The sequence below is a fragment of the Halomonas shengliensis genome, assembly GCF_900104135.1.
Taxonomy (GTDB): domain Bacteria; phylum Pseudomonadota; class Gammaproteobacteria; order Pseudomonadales; family Halomonadaceae; genus Halomonas; species Halomonas shengliensis.
In genome coordinates this window covers 277,097-293,132 of sequence record NZ_FNIV01000002.1, presented here as the reverse complement: position 1 = coordinate 293,132, position 16,036 = coordinate 277,097, and the positions used below count along the sequence as shown (strand labels likewise).

General features: G+C 65.1%; 19 protein-coding genes. 11 read left to right on the top strand and 8 right to left on the bottom strand.

The annotated features are described in order from the left end of the window. Positions 1 to 33 precede the first annotated feature (33 nt). Positions 34 to 723, bottom strand: coding sequence for a flagellar basal body P-ring formation chaperone FlgA (gene flgA / locus BLP95_RS03915; protein ID WP_089677115.1), 690 nt, complete (start codon positions 721 to 723; stop codon positions 34 to 36). 177 nt (positions 724 to 900) lie between these two features. On the opposite strand from flgA, the gene flgB reads away from it, so the two are divergent. The 11 genes from flgB to flgL all read left to right on the top strand — a co-directional run bounded on the left by flgB (position 901) and on the right by flgL (position 11,514). Continuing rightward, positions 901 to 1,308, top strand: a complete 408-nt coding sequence (gene flgB, locus BLP95_RS03910; protein WP_089677114.1) for a flagellar basal body rod protein FlgB — start codon at positions 901 to 903, stop codon at positions 1,306 to 1,308. 14 nt (positions 1,309 to 1,322) lie between these two features. Next, positions 1,323 to 1,730 carry a flagellar basal body rod protein FlgC gene (gene flgC / locus BLP95_RS03905; RefSeq protein WP_089677113.1) on the top strand — a complete coding sequence of 136 codons (408 nt, stop codon included), beginning with the start codon at positions 1,323 to 1,325 and terminating at the stop codon, positions 1,728 to 1,730. A gap of 3 nt (positions 1,731 to 1,733) precedes the next feature. Continuing rightward, positions 1,734 to 2,438, top strand: a complete 705-nt coding sequence (locus BLP95_RS03900) for a flagellar hook assembly protein FlgD (protein WP_089677112.1) — start codon at positions 1,734 to 1,736, stop codon at positions 2,436 to 2,438. Between the two features lie 41 nt (positions 2,439 to 2,479). Next, the gene (gene flgE / locus BLP95_RS03895) at positions 2,480 to 3,685 is read left to right on the top strand and encodes a flagellar hook protein FlgE (RefSeq protein ID WP_089677111.1); all 1,206 of its coding nucleotides are present in this window, start codon (positions 2,480 to 2,482) and stop codon (positions 3,683 to 3,685) included. A gap of 16 nt (positions 3,686 to 3,701) precedes the next feature. Continuing rightward, positions 3,702 to 4,463, top strand: a complete 762-nt coding sequence (gene flgF / locus BLP95_RS03890; RefSeq protein ID WP_089677110.1) for a flagellar basal-body rod protein FlgF — start codon at positions 3,702 to 3,704, stop codon at positions 4,461 to 4,463. Positions 4,464 to 4,495: 32 nt separating this feature from the next. Next, positions 4,496 to 5,278 carry a flagellar basal-body rod protein FlgG gene (gene flgG / locus BLP95_RS03885; RefSeq protein ID WP_089677109.1) on the top strand — a complete coding sequence of 261 codons (783 nt, stop codon included), beginning with the start codon at positions 4,496 to 4,498 and terminating at the stop codon, positions 5,276 to 5,278. A 26-nt stretch (positions 5,279 to 5,304) separates the two neighbouring features. Next, complete coding sequence (locus BLP95_RS03880; RefSeq protein ID WP_089677331.1) at positions 5,305 to 5,985, top strand: flagellar basal body L-ring protein FlgH; 681 nt, start codon at positions 5,305 to 5,307, stop codon at positions 5,983 to 5,985. A gap of 78 nt (positions 5,986 to 6,063) precedes the next feature. Next, a complete protein-coding gene (locus BLP95_RS03875; RefSeq protein ID WP_089677330.1) occupies positions 6,064 to 7,128 on the top strand; it encodes a flagellar basal body P-ring protein FlgI in 1,065 nt (354 codons plus the stop codon). A 1-nt stretch (position 7,129) separates the two neighbouring features. Then, entirely contained in the window at positions 7,130 to 8,230 is a 1,101-nt protein-coding gene (gene flgJ, locus BLP95_RS03870) for a flagellar assembly peptidoglycan hydrolase FlgJ (RefSeq protein WP_089677108.1), read from the top strand. A 63-nt stretch (positions 8,231 to 8,293) separates the two neighbouring features. Continuing rightward, positions 8,294 to 10,219 carry a flagellar hook-associated protein FlgK gene (gene flgK, locus BLP95_RS03865; protein ID WP_089677107.1) on the top strand — a complete coding sequence of 642 codons (1,926 nt, stop codon included), beginning with the start codon at positions 8,294 to 8,296 and terminating at the stop codon, positions 10,217 to 10,219. 14 nt (positions 10,220 to 10,233) lie between these two features. Continuing rightward, a complete protein-coding gene (gene flgL, locus BLP95_RS03860; protein WP_089677106.1) occupies positions 10,234 to 11,514 on the top strand; it encodes a flagellar hook-associated protein FlgL in 1,281 nt (426 codons plus the stop codon). A 118-nt stretch (positions 11,515 to 11,632) separates the two neighbouring features. Here the strand turns inward: flgL and fliR are convergent, their stop codons facing one another. The 7 genes from fliR to fliL are packed head-to-tail and all read right to left on the bottom strand — an operon-like array spanning position 11,633 to position 15,989. Then, entirely contained in the window at positions 11,633 to 12,430 is a 798-nt protein-coding gene (gene fliR / locus BLP95_RS03855) for a flagellar biosynthetic protein FliR (RefSeq protein ID WP_089677105.1), read from the bottom strand. Between the two features lie 4 nt (positions 12,431 to 12,434). Then, entirely contained in the window at positions 12,435 to 12,704 is a 270-nt protein-coding gene (gene fliQ / locus BLP95_RS03850) for a flagellar biosynthesis protein FliQ (RefSeq protein WP_089677104.1), read from the bottom strand. Between the two features lie 36 nt (positions 12,705 to 12,740). Further along, positions 12,741 to 13,457, bottom strand: coding sequence for a flagellar type III secretion system pore protein FliP (fliP, locus tag BLP95_RS03845; protein ID WP_281187371.1), 717 nt, complete (start codon positions 13,455 to 13,457; stop codon positions 12,741 to 12,743). Between the two features lie 41 nt (positions 13,458 to 13,498). Continuing rightward, positions 13,499 to 13,936 (bottom strand): flagellar biosynthetic protein FliO, encoded by a 438-nt coding sequence (gene fliO, locus BLP95_RS03840; RefSeq protein ID WP_089677103.1) that lies wholly within the window; start codon positions 13,934 to 13,936, stop codon positions 13,499 to 13,501. Beyond that, positions 13,933 to 14,442 carry a flagellar motor switch protein FliN gene (fliN, locus tag BLP95_RS03835; RefSeq protein WP_089677102.1) on the bottom strand — a complete coding sequence of 170 codons (510 nt, stop codon included), beginning with the start codon at positions 14,440 to 14,442 and terminating at the stop codon, positions 13,933 to 13,935. The genes fliO and fliN overlap by 4 nt, the downstream gene beginning before the upstream one ends. Next, entirely contained in the window at positions 14,435 to 15,493 is a 1,059-nt protein-coding gene (fliM, locus tag BLP95_RS03830) for a flagellar motor switch protein FliM (RefSeq protein ID WP_089677101.1), read from the bottom strand. Before fliM ends, fliN begins: the two co-directional genes overlap by 8 nt. 25 nt (positions 15,494 to 15,518) lie before the next feature. Next, positions 15,519 to 15,989, bottom strand: coding sequence for a flagellar basal body-associated protein FliL (gene fliL, locus BLP95_RS03825; protein ID WP_089677100.1), 471 nt, complete (start codon positions 15,987 to 15,989; stop codon positions 15,519 to 15,521). Between the last annotated feature and the right edge of the window lie 47 nt (positions 15,990 to 16,036).

Below are 16,036 nucleotides of genomic sequence, written 5' to 3'. Positions count from 1 at the left end.
GATCACCTTGCCTCAAGTGTGAGGGGGCTGGGGTCAGAAGTCCACGGCGACCCTGCCCGGGCCCACGACCCTTCCTTCGAGGATAAGGCGGTCGGGCAGCCGCACCCTGACGCTTTCGCCCATGCCGCCCTCATCGATGGCCTCGCCCTCGCGCTGGACGCGAAAGCCGCTGCCGGCGGCCTCTACCTGCACGCTGTCGCCGCGATAGACCAGGCGCGGCGACTGCATATGGTGCGCCTGTAGGGTTTGCCCCGGGGCCAGCGGGCGAGTGGCATGCTGGCCGATGGCCTCATCGAGCGTCATCACAGCGCCACCCGGCAGGCGCCCGAGATTGCCACTGACCAGCCTCAGGTCATCCTCGCGCAGCGGCTGGCCTCGCTCCACGCGTGTGACCACCTCGACGTAGCGACCGATCACCTCGACGCTGGCCTGCAGGTAGCGCACCTGACGGCCCTCCTCGCCACAACGCACCCCCACGGAGACCCGACTGCGCAGCTCGGCCTCCGGGTTGGGCAGGAAGGGGGTGGGGTTCACGCACTCGCCCAGGCGGGCGCTGGGCGGTGAGACCTCGATGACCACCTCGTCACCGAGGGCGCTGGCGCGCTCGTAGAGCAGCGCCTGCACGCGCTCCAGCATCAGGCGCTCATCGGCGACGCCGGGCAGGGCGAAGCCGGTCAGCAGGAGAAGCAGCCAGGGAAGGCATGGCCATCGGGCGCCGGGCATGGGTCACCACCGGGTCGCAGGGGAGTGGGGGTAAAGGGCTGTGTCCGATTTTAGAACGCGGGCGGGGAAGGCATCCTCCGAAATAGGCCCGCCGAAGACGGCTGTTCATGCCTTTGTGATGACCCCAGGCGCACTAGTCTTCAGCATCGACAAAACCCCTTTTCGGAGAGTGCGGGGATGATCGACCGGCTCGAAGCCTCATTGAACTTCCATCAGCAGGCGCTGGGGCTCCGTCAGGAGCGCCAGAAGGTGCTGTCCAGCAACATCGCCAATGCCGACACCCCCGGCTACAAGGCGCGGGACATGGATTTCGCCAGTGCCCTCGAGCACGCCGTCTCCCGCACCGACCGGGACGGCCTGTCGCTGTCGCGAACCTCCTCGCGCCACCTCGAGGGCAGCGGCTCGGCGCTCGGCTCACGCGATCTGCTCTACCGCGTCCCGGCGCAGCCGAGCCTCGATGGCAACACCGTGGACATGGACGTGGAGCGGGCTCAATTCGCCGACAACTCGGTGCGCTATCAGTCCGCGCTGACCATCCTCAACAGCCGCATTCAGGGCCTCAAGAAGGCCATGCAGCCCGAATAACCAGGAGCGAGCGCATGTCGATGTTCTCCATCTTCGAGATTTCCGGCTCGGCCATGAGCGCCCAGTCGCAGCGCATGAACGTGACCGCCAGCAACCTGGCCAATGCCGACAGCGTGGCCGGTCCCGACGGCGAGGCCTACCGCGCCCGCCAGGTGATGTTCGAGACACGCGCCCAGTCCCGGGAGGGCATCGGTGGCGTCGGCGTGCGTGAGGTGGTGGAGGATCCCTCGCCCATGCGCCTTGAGTATCGCCCCGAGCACCCCCTGGCCGACGAGGAGGGGTACGTCACCATGCCCAACGTCGATCCGGTAGGGGAGATGGTCAACATGATCTCCGCCTCGCGCTCCTACCAGGCCAATGTCGAGGTGATGAACACCAACAAGCAGCTGATGCTCAAGACGCTGACGCTGGGGGAGGGCTAAGCCATGGCGGCCACCATCGATAACAGCGTGCTTAACGGCATCAACGGGGTCGGCGCCAACCGCGGGACGTCCAGCGCGCGCGCCAACGATTCCCAGGCGCTGAACGACAACTTCATGACCATGATGGTCGCCCAGCTGAAGAACCAGGACCCGCTGAAGCCGATGAACAACAGCGAGATGGTCTCCCAGCTGGCCCAGATCAACACGCTCAACGGCATCGAGGACCTCAACGAGACCCTGCAGGGCATCGGCAGCCAGATCGATGCCGGGCGTGCCCTGGAGGCCGCCGGCCTGATCGGCCAGGGCGTGCTGGTGCCGGGCGACCGGGTGCTGGTGGGGCGTGACAGCGAGGGTAACGTGAACGCCACGCCGTTCGGCATGGAGCTCAGCGAGCCGGCGGAGAACGTCAAGGTCACCATCACCGACGGCGCAGGCCAAGTGGTGCGGCGCTATGACATCGGCGCCGTGGATGCCGGCGTCTCCTCCTTTCAGTGGGATGGCGAGACCGACCAGGGCAGCTTCGCTCCCGACGGCGCCTACAACATCCGACTCGAGGCGACCCAGGGTGGCGAGTCACTCTCCGTCGATGCCCTGAACTACGCCATGGTCAACGCTGTGACGCCCAACGGCGAGCAGGGCGGCTTCGCCCTGGACCTGGGGGCCGTGCAGGGACAGGTAGGCCTGTCCGCCATCAAGCAGATTCTCTAACGAACAACCACCAGTTACGAATACGCAGAGGGAACATCACCATGGGTTTTTCACAAGCGCTAAGCGGACTGAATGCCGCCGCCTCCAGCCTGGACGTCCAGGGCAATAACATCGCCAACTCCCAGACCGTGGGCTTCAAGAGCTCCAGCGCTCAGTTTGCCGACGTCTTCGCCAACTCGAAGATTGGCCTGGGAACGCGTATGTCGACAGTGCTGCAGGACTTCGGCGAGGGTAATCTGGAAAGCACCGGCCGCAATCTGGATCTCGGCATCAGCGGCGAGGGCTTCTTCCGCTTCAGCCAGAACGACCAGGTGGTCTACTCCCGCAACGGCCAGCTCTCCATGACCGCCGATGGCTATCTTCAGAACGCCCAGGGCGCTCGGATCATGGGGTTTTTGCCAAACGCCAATGGCGAGGTCCAGGCCGGTGGCCAGCCGGAGGTTATCCAGGTCAGCAGCGAGGAGATGGCGGCAAGTGCAACGACTCAGGTCAGTGCTACAGCCAACCTGGATGCACGCCAGGTTGCTGGCGAGGGGCTCAATACGGCAGATGTTGATGGCACGGAAGTCGACTACCACTTCTCGAGCAACTTCACCGTCTACGACTCGCTGGGCAATCCTCAGAACACCACTGTTTACTATGAGAAACAAGCCGCCGATAACCAGTGGCTGGCCAAGGTGGCTATTGACGGCGAGCTTGCTGACCCTGCTGCCGGTACCTCCATTGAATTTGATACCAACGGTCAACTGTCGACACCGGAAAACATCAGTGTGGCGAATTTCGATCTGGGTAACGGTGCAGAGCCCCTCACATTCGATATCGATATCGCCGGCTTTACGCAGTTCGGCAACACTTCGCGTACCACAGATCTGTCCCAGAACGGCTACACCTCCGGCGCTTTCGTGGGCATCAGCATCGAGGATAACGGCACCGTGGTGCGCAACTATTCCAACGAGCAATCACGACCGGCCGGCCAGATCGCCATGGCCAGCTTCCGCAATCCCGAGGGGCTGAGTCCGGAGGGGGATAACGCCTGGTCGGCGACCCAGGCCTCCGGCCAGGAGCTGGTCGGTGCTCCGGGGAGTGGCCTGCTGGGCAGCATCGAGTCCGGTGCCATCGAGACCTCCAACGTGGATATGGCACGGGAGCTGGTGGACATGATCGTCACCCAGCGCGCCTACCAGGCCAACTCCCAGACCATCAAGACCCAGGACGAGGTCCTGCAGACCGCTATCAACCTGCGGTAACAGCGGAGACTGAGCCATGGATCGCATCCTCTATACCGCTATGAGCGGCGCGCGGCAGAGCATGGAACAGCAGGCGGTGGTCAGCAACAACTTGGCCAACGTCAGCACCACCGGCTTTCGTGCCCAGCTTCATGCCATGCGTGCCGTGCCGGTGCAGGGCGATGGCCCGCTGGACACCCGCGTCTCGGTGGCCGCCTCCACGCCGGGGTCGGACTTCTCCAGTGGCGCCATCAATCGCACCGGCCGAGCGCTGGACGTCGCGGTGGAAGGGAACGGCTGGCTGACCGTGCAGACGGCCGACGGCGAGGCCTACACCCGCCGTGGTGACCTGCAGGTCGACGGCGACGGTTTCCTGATGACCGCCAACGGCCGGCCGGTGATGGGCGAGGGCGGCCCGATCCAGATCCCGCTGGGCGCCCAGGTCTCCATCGGCGCGGACGGCACCCTCAGCACCATCGGTGCCGGCGAGGATCCCGACGCCCTGGTGCCGGTGGACCGGCTCAAGCTGGTCTCGGCGCCGGAACAGGGCCTACTGCGTGGCGACGACGGCCTCTTCCGACCGGCCGCCGGAGTCGAGGGCGAAGCCCCGGCGGTACTGCCGCTGGATGAGGAGGTCTCCCTGGTCAGCGGCGCCCTGGAGGGCAGCAACGTCAGCGCCGTGGAGGCGATGGTGTCGATGATCGACGTGGCGCGCCGCTATGAGATGCAGATGAAGGGCATCAGCACCGCCGACGAGAACGCCCAGCGCGCTAACAGCCTGCTGTCGATACAGGGCTAGGCCGCCACACGCTTATTCGCGAGGAACCCGACATGATCAAGTCTCTCTGGACGGCCAAGACCGGCCTGGAATCCCAGCAGGTCAACCTGGACGTCATCTCCAACAACCTGGCCAACGTCAGCACCAATGGGTTCAAGCGCTCCCGTGCGGTGTTCGAGGACCTGCTCTACCAGAACATGCGCCAGCCGGGTGCCCAGAACAACATCCAGGATCGGCTCCCCTCCGGCATGCAGGTGGGTACCGGAGTGCGCCCCGTGGCCACCGAGCGCCTGCACACCCAGGGCGGGCTGGAGAACACCGAGAACTCCCGTGATCTTGCCATCAATGGCCAGGGGTTCTTCCAGGTGCTGATGCCCGATGGCAGCACCGCCTATACCCGTGACGGCAGCTTCCAGCTCAACGAGAACGGCCAGATGGTCACCGCTAACGGCTACCCCCTGGAGCCGGCGATCATCATCCCCGATAACGCCCTGTCGATCTCCATCGGCGAGGATGGCGTGGTCAGCGTGACCGAGCCGGGCACCAGCCAGCCCAACGAAGTGGGACAGATCACCCTCTCCACCTTCGTCAACCCCACCGGGCTCGAGAGCGTCGGCGGTAACCTCTACATGGAGACCGCCTCCTCCGGGCCACGCAACGAGAGCATGCCGGGCATGAACGGCGCGGGTCGCCTCTTCCAGGGCTACGTCGAGACCTCCAACGTCAACGTGGTGGAGGAGATGGTGAGCATGATCCAGACCCAGCGTGCCTACGAGATCAACAGCAAGGCGGTGCAGACCAGCGACGAGATGCTGGCGCGCCTCAGCCAGCTGTAAGCGATGATGTCAGGAGAGACGGCATGATGATCGGGCGGCTGGGCATACCGGGCCGGTGGCTGGTGGCAGCGCTGATGCTGGTGATGGGCGGCTGTGCCCAGATTCCGCGGGCTTCGGTGGTCGGCGAGCAGGAGCGCATCGAGATCCCGCAGCCACAGCCGCCGCGGGCCAACGGCTCCATCTACCAGGCCGAGCGTGGCTATCGCCCGCTGTTCGAGGATCGCCGCCCCACCATGGTCGGCGACATCCTGACCATCGTGCTCGACGAGGAGGTCAGCGCCAGCAAGAACAGCCAGTCCAGCGCCGATCGCAACGGCTCCTCAAGCCTCGAGCTGGGCGAGCTGCCCGATGCCCTGGAAACCCTCGCCGAGTATGGCTTCGACATCGAGGGCAACAGCGACTTCAGCGGCGGCGGTGGCTCCGAGGCCAACAACTCCTTTACCGGGACCATCACCGTCTCCGTGCTGGAGGTGCTCAACAACGGCTATCTCCGCGTGCGTGGCGAGAAGCAGATCGCCATCAACCAGGGCACCGAGTTCATCCGTTTCTCTGGGGTCGTCGACCCGCGCACCATCACCGGCCAGGGCGCCGTGATGTCGACCCAGGTGGCCGATGCTCGCATCGAGTACGTGGGAGACGGCTACATCAGCGAGGCGCAGCACATGGGCTGGCTGCAGCGATTCTTCCTCAACGTCTCGCCCTTCTAGCAGGAGGTCATCGTGAAGCCTTCCCCCCAAGCGCGCCTCAACGGGTGCTTTTTCGCTCTCCTTACCTTGCTGGTGCTGATGCTTGCCGCCGTGCCGGCCCGGGCCGAGCAGATCCGCGAGCTGGCTCGCTTCGCCGGCGTGCGCGACAACGCCCTGGTTGGCTACGGCCTGGTGGTGGGGCTCGACAACACCGGCGACCAGACCACCCAGGCCCCGTTCACCGGGCAGAGCCTGACCAACATGCTCAACCAGCTCGGGGTGACGGTGCCGGAAGGCACCAACATGCAGCTGCGTAACGTGGCCGCGGTGATGGTCACGGCGGACCTGCCGCCGTTTTCGCGCCCCGGCCAGCGCCTCGATGTCAATGTCTCCTCGGTGGGCAACGCCCGCAGCCTGCGTGGCGGCACCCTGCTGATGACGCCGCTCAAGGGCGCCGACGGCGCCACCTACGCCATCGCCCAGGGCAACCTGCTGGTCAGCGGGGCCAGCGCCCAGGGCGGTGGCAGCAGCGTGCAGATCAACCAGCAGGCCGGCGGGCGCATTTCTGGCGGCGCCATGGTCGAGCGGGAGGTGCCGCTGGACCTGGGCGCGCGCGGCGGGCTGCTGGAGTTGGAGCTCAACCGTGCCGACTTCGGCACGGCGCAACGGGTCGTCTCGGTCATCAACCGCGAGTTCGGGCGGCCGGTCGCCGCGGCCCAGAACGGCCGGGTGATCGCTCTCGATGGCCCTCAGGATGCCAACGCGCGGGTCAACTTCATGGCGCGCATCGAACAGCTCGATGTCATGCCGACCCAGGCACCGGCGCGGGTGGTGCTCAACTCACGGACCGGGGCCATCGCCATGAACGGTCGCGTGACCCTGCGCCAGGCCGCCGTGGCCCACGGCAACCTCGCCATCACTATCGACACCGATGTCGGCGTCAGTCAGCCCAACCCTTTCGGTGGCGGCCAGACCGTGGTGGTTCAGGACACCGAAGTCAGCATCGAGCAGCAGCCCGGCACCCTGAAGGTGGTGGAAGGTGCCGACCTCACCGAGTTGGTGGACGCGCTGAATACGCTGGGCGCCACTCCGGCCGACCTGATGTCGATCCTCGAGGCACTGAAGGCCTCGGGCTCGCTGCGCGCGGAACTGGAGATCATCTGATATGGCGCTGGACACCGGCCGAGGCATGGAGGGGCAGTTCGCCCTGGAGCTGAAGGGGCTGCAGCGGCTCAAGCACAGCGCGCGTCAGGACCCGTCCAGCGGCGCCGATACGGCGGCGAAGCAGTTCGAGGCGCTGTTCGTTCAGATGATGGTAAAGAGCATGCGCGACGCGGTGCCGGCCACCGGCCTGCTCGACAACAAGCAGAGCGAGTTCTTCCAGACCCTGCTCGACCAGCAGTGGTCCCAGACCATGGCGAGTCGCGGTATCGGCCTGGCCGACAAGCTAGTGGCGGAGCTCGAGAACCGTGGCCTGGTGGGGCAGCCGGCACCGCGTGCCGAGCATGAGCTGATCGCCGGCATCCCGCGAGGGACGCCACAACCGCTGCGTGATGCCATCCAGCCTGAGACGCCAGCTGATGCAGAACCAGTGTCCTCAGTGGACGACGCTGATTCTGGAATGAGTGGCTTTATGGCGGAGCTAGATGTTCAGCTCAGGGTTGATGCCATGACGTCCGACGCATCTCCTGGCATGAGCGCTCAGCAGGCCGAGAGCACCTCCACCACATCGGCGCAGGAGCGTGCCGATATGCCGGAACACGTGCGGACCTTCCTCGACCGCCTCGCGGTACCCGCCCAGGCCGCCAGCCGTGCCACGGGGGTGCCGGCCGAGCTGATCCTGGCCCAGGCGGCCCTCGAGACCGGCTGGGGGCGCCACGAGATATCCACCCGTGACGGCGGCAACAGTCACAATCTCTTCGGCATCAAGGCCGGCAGCAGCTGGCGTGGCGAGACCACCGAGATCGTGACCCACGAGGTCTATGACGGCAGGCGCCAGCGGATTCGCGACGACTTCCGGGTCTACGGCTCCTTCGAGGAGGCGTTCACCGACTACGCCAACCTGATCGGCAACAATCCCCGCTACCAGGCAGTGACCACGGCCGGAAGCCCGGCCGAGGCGGCCCGCGCCCTGCAGCAGGGCGGCTATGCCACCGATCCGGCCTATGCCGACAAGCTGATCGCGATCATGCAGGGCATGGGGCCGCTGGATACGGGGCGGCAGCTAGCCAGCGCTGGTTCCATCGGCACCGGTGCGCTGCGCTGAATTGGGCCTCAAGATTCTCGGCTCGCTGCCGATCACTAGGGTAACGGCCAAGGGAAACGCCTCATGAGTATCTTCTCGACAGGGCTGAGCGGCCTTAACGCCGCCCAGAATGCCCTGAACAGCACCAGCAACAACATCAGCAACGTTTATACACCGGGGTACAACCGCGAAGTGACCGTGCTCGGCGAGAGCCGTGCGGGTGGCGGCGTGCAGGTCAACGACATCCAGCGCCAGTTCAACCAGTACGTGGCCTCCCAGCTCAACGCGGCCACCAGCAAGTCCAGCGCACTGGAGGCCTACAACCAGCAGGTCGAGCAGATCGACAGCCTGCTGGCCGACCGTGAGGCCGGCCTGGCACCGCTGATGCAGAACTTCTTCTCCGCCATGGAGGACCTGGCCAGTGCCCCCTCCGACCCCGCCGCCCGCCAGGGCGTGCTGGGCGCCGCTGATACCCTGACCGCCCAGTTCCGCTCCTTCGACGGCTACCTGCAGGACATGCAGGAAGGGATCAACGGCCAGATCGCCGACGAGGTCACCCAGATCAACAACGCCACCGAGCAGCTGGCCGATATCAACCGCGAGATCGCCCTGGCCCGGGCGCGCAGCGGCGAGGCGCCCAACAGCCTGCTCAACCAGCGTGACCAGATGGTGCATGAGCTCAGCGAGCGCATGGACGTGCGGCTGAATATCCAGGACGGCAAGACCTACAACATCAGCCTGCCCAATGGTCAGCCGCTGGTGGCCGGCACCCAGCACTACCGCCTGGAGGCGATGGACTCGCCGAATGATCCCCAGCGCACCGTGCTGGGCTATCGTGGCTCCAACGGTGACCTGGTGGCGCTGGATGAGGATACCGTGACCGGCGGCACCCTGGGCGGCCTGATGGACTTCCGCAGCGAGACCCTGGACAAGACTCAGAACCAGATCGGCCAACTGGCGGTTTCCCTTGCCAGCGGGCTCAATGCCCAGCATGCCCTGGGGGCCGATCTTGATGGCGCTCAGGGCGGTGACCTCTTCCTTATCGGCGAGCCACAGGTGTATTCGGATGACGGCAACTCCGACCCTGGTGCCACGGCGACCGCCAGCTTCTATGAAACCCGCTTGGATGACGTCAGGGCTACCGATTATGAGGTGAGGGTAAACACCGCTGATCCCACCGATGCCGATCACTTCGAAGTGGTCAGTAAGGGTAGCGGTGAGGTCGTGGATGCCACCTTCGATAGCGATACCAACACCTTGAGCTTCGGTGGCATCACCCTCGAGTTCGATAACCTGACCAGTGCGCAGGAGGGGGATCGCTTCGAAGTCCAGCCCGTGCGCCGTGCGGCGGCCAATATGGAAACCGCCATCGATGACCTCGACAAGCTGGCCGCGTCCTCTTTGGTAGAACAGGACGGGGATCTCGAAGTCAGCAGTGTCTTGGCTGGTAATAACCCTCTTCCGAATGCTGGAGTTGCCGGACACACGCTGTCTGTTGAAAGCAATGGCACCTTTAGCGTCGCTGATGATTCCGTAACTAAAGTATTTCGCGATGGTGCAGAGTTAACTGCGGGCAGTGATCCCCTTGCGGCAGGTGATAGACTGACAATTGACGGTGTCAGTTTCACCTTGGGTGAGCTGCCGGCCAGCGGAAACGAAGCCTCGCTGACCTTGAGCCGTGGAGATTTCGGCACCGGCAATAACGAGAACGCCCTGGCAATGCAGGCTCTGCAGGACAAGCTGACGGTGGGCGGGAGCGCCTCCTTCAGCGGTGCCTATGGCGCCATGGTCAGCGATGTAGGCAACCGCACCAATATCGTCCAGGCCAACCTCGATGCCCAGCAGGGGCTGACCAGGCAGCTGGAAGCGGTGCAGCAGTCGGAGTCCGGCGTCAACCTGGACGAGGAGGCGGCCAACCTGATTCGCTACCAGCAGTTCTACCAGGCCAACGCCCGCGTCATCGATACCGGCACCACCGTCCTCGACACCATCCTCGGCCTGCGTAACTGATTCGGGAGAGTACTATGCGCATCAGTACAGCTACCATGTACGATCAGGGTATTGCGTCCATGAATCGTCAGCAGAACGACTTTCTCAAGGTCAGCCAGCAGATCGCCAGCGGGCGCCGGGTAGTCAATCCCTCCGACGATCCCCAGGCCGCCTCGCGGGCGGTGGGCGTCGACCAGGCTCGCGCGGTGACCCAGCAGTTTGCCGATGCGCGGGTCTCGGCGCGCAATTCCTTGGCTCAGGGCGAGAGCGTTCTCAACAGCGTGGGTGATGCCATCACCAGCGCCAAGACGCTGCTGGTGCAGGCCTCCAGCGATACCTTGAGCGACGTGGATCGCCAGTCGGTGGCCTCGGAATTGCGTGGAATCTACGAGACGCTGGTCGGCCAGGCCAATGCCACCGACGGCAATGGCCGCTATCTGTTCGGTGGTTACCAGGACGACTCCCCCCCCTTCGCCCGTACCAGCGGTGAGGGTGTTTCTGGCGTTACCTACAAGGGTGACGATAATACTCGCGCCCAGCGTATCGATGCCTCACGGCTGATGCCGGTGGCGGATAACGGGGAGACCATCTTCCAGAGCGTGCCCAGTGGTGCCGGCTATGTGGCCCGTGCCGAGCGCACTGGAGGTGACAGCATCGGTACCCAGGCGGGTTTCGACCGCAATCAGGGCTCGGTCACCTTCAAGGGTCCCAGTCGCGTCGATCCGGATGACCCTGATTATGGCAGGGGTATGACGCTTACCTTTTCGATCACTGGTGGCACTCCATCAGTTGCTGTAGAGGATGAGGACGGTAACCCCATTCCTGTGTCGGGAAGTCTCGGCACTGATGGGGAAGCCACTACCCTGCAGTTCGGTGGTGTAAGCCTCACGCTATCCGGGTTGCCAGCAGATGGCGATCAGATCCAGTTACGACCTGCGGACCATAGCGATGCCAACCAAGACCTCTTCAAGTCGCTGAAGGACGCCATCGACGTCCTGGAGATGGACCAGCAGGGCCTTGACGAAAACCGTGCCCATGTCCGCAACACCCTCTCGTCCACGATGCGAGAACTCGACAATAGCCTGGATAACGTCCTGACAGTGCGCGCTTCGATGGGCGCGCGCCTCAACGAGCTGGATGTGGTCGACAGCGTGGGCGGCAACCGCATGCTCAACTACGAGCAGACCCTCTCCGACCTCGTCGACCTGGACTACGCCGAGGCGATCGGCGACTACAGCCTGCGCCAGGTTGGCCTGCAGGCCTCCCAGAAGGCCTTCGCCGACATGAAGGGCATGTCGCTGTTCAACTACCTCTGAGGCCCGTCCCCGCTCTGATCCTGTTCCCTGCCGGCCATGGCAGTCCCCTGTCCCTGTCATGGTCCTTGTCCCGCTTCGGTGCTGCATCCCGGCCGAAGCGGTTTTTTTGGCTTCGCGTTCAGGGCGGTGGGAGAGGTGCCAGGGTCTCCAGCAGGCCCTGGAGGAAGCCCAGGCCATTGGCGAAGTGGCGCTCCAGGAAGCTGCCGAGGTCGGTCATCAGCACCATCAGCAGCGCCAGCCCCACGGTGAGCGAGGCGGGGAAGCCGATGTTGAACACCGTCAGTTGGGGTGCCGACCGGTTGAGGATGCCCAGCGCCAGGTTGATGATCAGCAGCGAGGCGACCAGCGGCAGGGCCAGCAGCATGCCGGCGGTGAAGATGGTGCCGCCGTAGCGGGCCAGCATGATGAAGGCCTCGGGATTGAAGCGCCCGATACCCACGGGCAGCGTCTCGAAGCTGGCCACCAGAATCTCCAGCACCACCAGGTGGGCGTTGAAGGCCAGGAACATCAGCAGGGTGATCATGTAGAGCACCCTGGAGAGCACCATCATGTTGGTGCCGCTGGAGGGGTCGAAGAAGGTGGCGAAGGCCAGGCCCATCTGCAGGCCAATGAACTCGCCCGAGGCTTGTACCACCGAGACGATGATGCGCACCGTGAGGCCGATGGCGGCGCCGATCAGTGTCTGCTCCACCAGGATGCCCAGACCCGCCCAGGAGTACAGTGGCACCTCCGGCATGGGTGGCAGCACCGGGGCGATCACCACGGCGATGGCTCCGGCGGCGGCGATCTTGGCCTGGCGAGGCACGCTGGAGTGCCCCCAGAGCGGGGCGCTCAGCATCAGCGCGGTGATCCGTGCGAAGGGCCAGAAGAAGGCCACCAGCCAGCCATGGAGCTGGTCGAAGGTCACCTCCACCATGGCGCTACATCAGCATCGCGGGGATGTTGGTGAAGAGTTCCCGCGTGAAGGTGGTGATCAGCTTGAGCAGCCAGGGGCCGGCCAGTACCAGGACGGCGAATACCGCGAGGATCTTGGGGATGAACGACAGGGTCATCTCGTTGATCTGGGTCGCCGCCTGGAAGAGGCTGACCAGCAGGCCGGTGGCCAGCGCCGCCAGCAGCAGCGGCGCGGCCAGCAGCAGTGTCACACGCATTCCCTGGTAGGCAATGTTCATCACCATTTCCGGTGTCATGGGCGGCTCCCGTGTTTCAGTGCCAGGACGGCGTGGCTAGAGATAGAAGCTCTCGGCCAGCGAGCCGATGATCAGCTGCCAGCCGTCCACCAGCACGAACAGCATCAGCTTGAACGGCAGCGAGATGGTGATCGGCGGCACCATCATCATGCCCAGCGACATCAGGGTGCTGGCCACCACCAGGTCGATGATCAAGAAGGGAATGAAGATGGTGAAGCCGATCTGGAAGGCGGTCTTCAGCTCGCTGGTGACAAAGGAGGGCACCAGGATGCGCAGCGGCACATCCTCGGGGCCCTGCAGCTCACCCACATCGGCCAGGCGCGCGAACATCGCCAGGTCCGGCTCCCGGGTCTGGGCCAGCATGAACTCGCGGAAGGGGCCTTGGGCCAGCTGCAGGAAGCGGTCGAAGCCGATCTCGTCGTTGGCCAGCGGCACCCAGGCCATCTCGTAGACCTGGTTGAACACCGGCGCCATGATGAAGAAGGTCAGGAACAGCGCCAGGCCCAGCAGGATCTGGTTGGGTGGCGTGGCCTGGGTGCCCATGGCGGTGCGCAGCAGGCTGAGCACGATGATGATCCGGGTGAAGCTCGTCATCATCAGCAACGCGGCCGGCAGGAAGGCCAGCGAGCTGAGCAGCAGCAGCGTCTGCAGCGACAGCGACCAGCGCTGGCCGCCGTCCTCGGTGGGGGTGCTGACGATGCCGGGGATCTCCTGGGCGATGCTGAGGGTCGGCAGCAGCAGGCCAGCGACCATCAACAGCAGGAGCAGCTTCCATCTCATGGGGTTGCGCCGGATCACGAGCCTCTCCTGCGGTCGAGCCCGGCATTGCGCTTAAGTGCCTTGGCGAAGCGGGTGCCGAAGCTGTCGCCGTCCGCGAACAGGGGAGCCTGATCACCCTCGGCGGGGGACTCGCTGTCGGCCGGCAGGCTGTGCAGCATCTCTACTCGCCCGTTGCCGACCCCGAGCACCAGCCAGGTCTCCTTGACCTGGACGATCGCGACCCGCTCCTTGGGGCCGACCATGGTGCTGTCGATGACTCTGAGCTGCCCGCCACGGCGACGCTGGTAGGGGCCCCAGCGGCGCAGTGCCGCGGCGGCGAGGAACAGGATCGCCAGGATCAGCCCCAGGGCGGCGGCGGTCTTGCCCAGCATGGCCAGCCCCAGCAGCGATTCTCCGCCGGCGGCCGCGGCCTCGATGCCGGCCTGTGCCTGGTCGCCCGCGTTCTCGTTCATCGGTTGAGTTTCTGCACCCGCTCGGAGGGGGTGATGATCTCGGTGATACGGATGCCGTACTTGTCCTCGACCACGACCACCTCGCCCTGGGCGATCAGGTAGCCGTTGATCAGGATGTCCATGGGCTCGCCGGCCAGGCCATCGAGTTCGATCACCGAGCCTTGGGCCAGCTCCAGCAGCTGCTTGATGGTCAGCTTGGTTCGCCCCAGCTCCACGGTGAGCTTCACCGGGATATCCATGATCATCTCGAGGTCGCGGGCCTCGGTCGTGCCCGAGCCCTGCTCGAGGGGGCGGAACACGCTGCCGCTGGCCGCACGGGCCTCGGGGGCGGGTTCGTGGCTTGGCTCGGGCTCCTGATCGGCGGCCTCGGCAGCCTGCTGCTCCGCCAGGGCCTCTGCCCAGGGGTCATCCTCCTCGCTCGGCTGGGCGTCGCCCTCCTGCTCGTTCATGGCGGCGGCCCAGTCGTCGTCGCTGATGTTCTGATCGGGCTTGTTGGGATCAGTCATGGTTCGGTTCCTTGGCTTTCGGTGCGGCGCCCCGCGGTGAGGATCCCTTGATGAAGGCGTCGGCCGGTGCGTGATCGGCGGCATGGTCGAAGATCCGCTGCACCCGCAGGGCGCGCTGTTCATGCTGGCTGCCGTACTCGCACTCCATCACCGGCACGCCGTCGACGCTGGCGGTCACCGTCTCGGGGAGCTCCAGCGGCAGCACGTCGCCCGCCTTCATCGACATCACATGCGAGATGCGGCTGGGGATCTCGGCGAACTTGGCCACCAGCTCCACCTCGGAGTGGCGAATCTCCCCGGCGATGCGGCGGGTCCAGGCGCCATCCTGGTCATGGCTGCCGTCGCTCAGGGGGTTGGTCAGCAGGTCGCGCAGCGGCTCGATCATCGAGTAGGGCATGCAGATCTGGAAGTTGCTGGCCAGGTTGCCCACCTCGAGGTTGAAGCTGGTGTTGACCACGATCTCGTTGGGCGAGTTGGTGATATTGGCGAACTTCGACTGCATCTCGCTGCGCAGGTAGGAGATCTCCAGCGGGTAGACTGACTTCCACGATTCGCTGTAGGCGTCGATGGCCAGCTGTAGCAGGCGCTGGATGATGCGCTGTTCGGTGTTGGTGAACTCGCGCCCCTCGGACTTGGTGACGAAGCGACCATCGCCGCCGAACAGGTTGTCCACCACCATGAACACCAGGCTGGGGGGAAACACGATCAGCGCCGAGCCACGCAGCGGCTTCATGGCGATGATGTTGATGTTGGTGGGTACCGGCACGTTGCGCGAGAACTCGCTGTAGCTCTGGTAGCGCACCGCGTCCACGGTGATGTCCGCACTGCGGCGGATCAGGTTGAACAGCGCCATGCGGAAGTGGCGGGCGAAGCGCTCGTTGATGATGTCCAGGGCGTGCAGGCGCTCGCGGATGATCCGGTGCTGGGAGGCCGGATCATAGGGGCGGATGCGCGACTTACCCTCGCCACTGGCCTCGGGCTCGTCGTCGCCGCTGACGCCCTTGAGCAGGGCATCGATCTCTTCCTGTGACAGCAGGTCGTCTTGGGACATGGCGTCTCGGGGGTCTCCTGCCCGACTACTGGACGATGAACTCGGTGAACAGCACGTCCTCGATGGCCAGCGCCGGCTGCTCAGGCTCCAGCGGGGTCTCCAGCGCGGCGATGATCTCGTCGGCCAGGCGCTGCTTGTCCTCCGCGGAGGTCAGGTTGCTGGCCTGCTGGCCGGAGAACAGCGTGAGCAGACGGCTACGCACCTGGGGCATGTACTCCTCGAGCAGCTCGCGGGTCCCTTCGTCGCCGAGCTTCAGCGTGATGCCGGTATAGAGCAGTCGCGAGCCGTAGTCATCGTCGGCGAGATTGACGGTGAAGGGCTCGATGGAGAGGAAGATCGGCGCCGCCCGTTCCACGGGGGTCGAGGTCTCCTGTGCCGAGGCATCACGCTGGTCGAACACCATGAACAGGGCCACCGCGGCGGCCGAGGAGGAGAGGACCAGCAGCAGGATCATCACCCACAACAGCTTGCGGGATCCGCCGGCAGATTTCGCCATTCGTGCACCTATCGTGTCGTGTCATGCCTGGGCCGGAGTATGTGGCC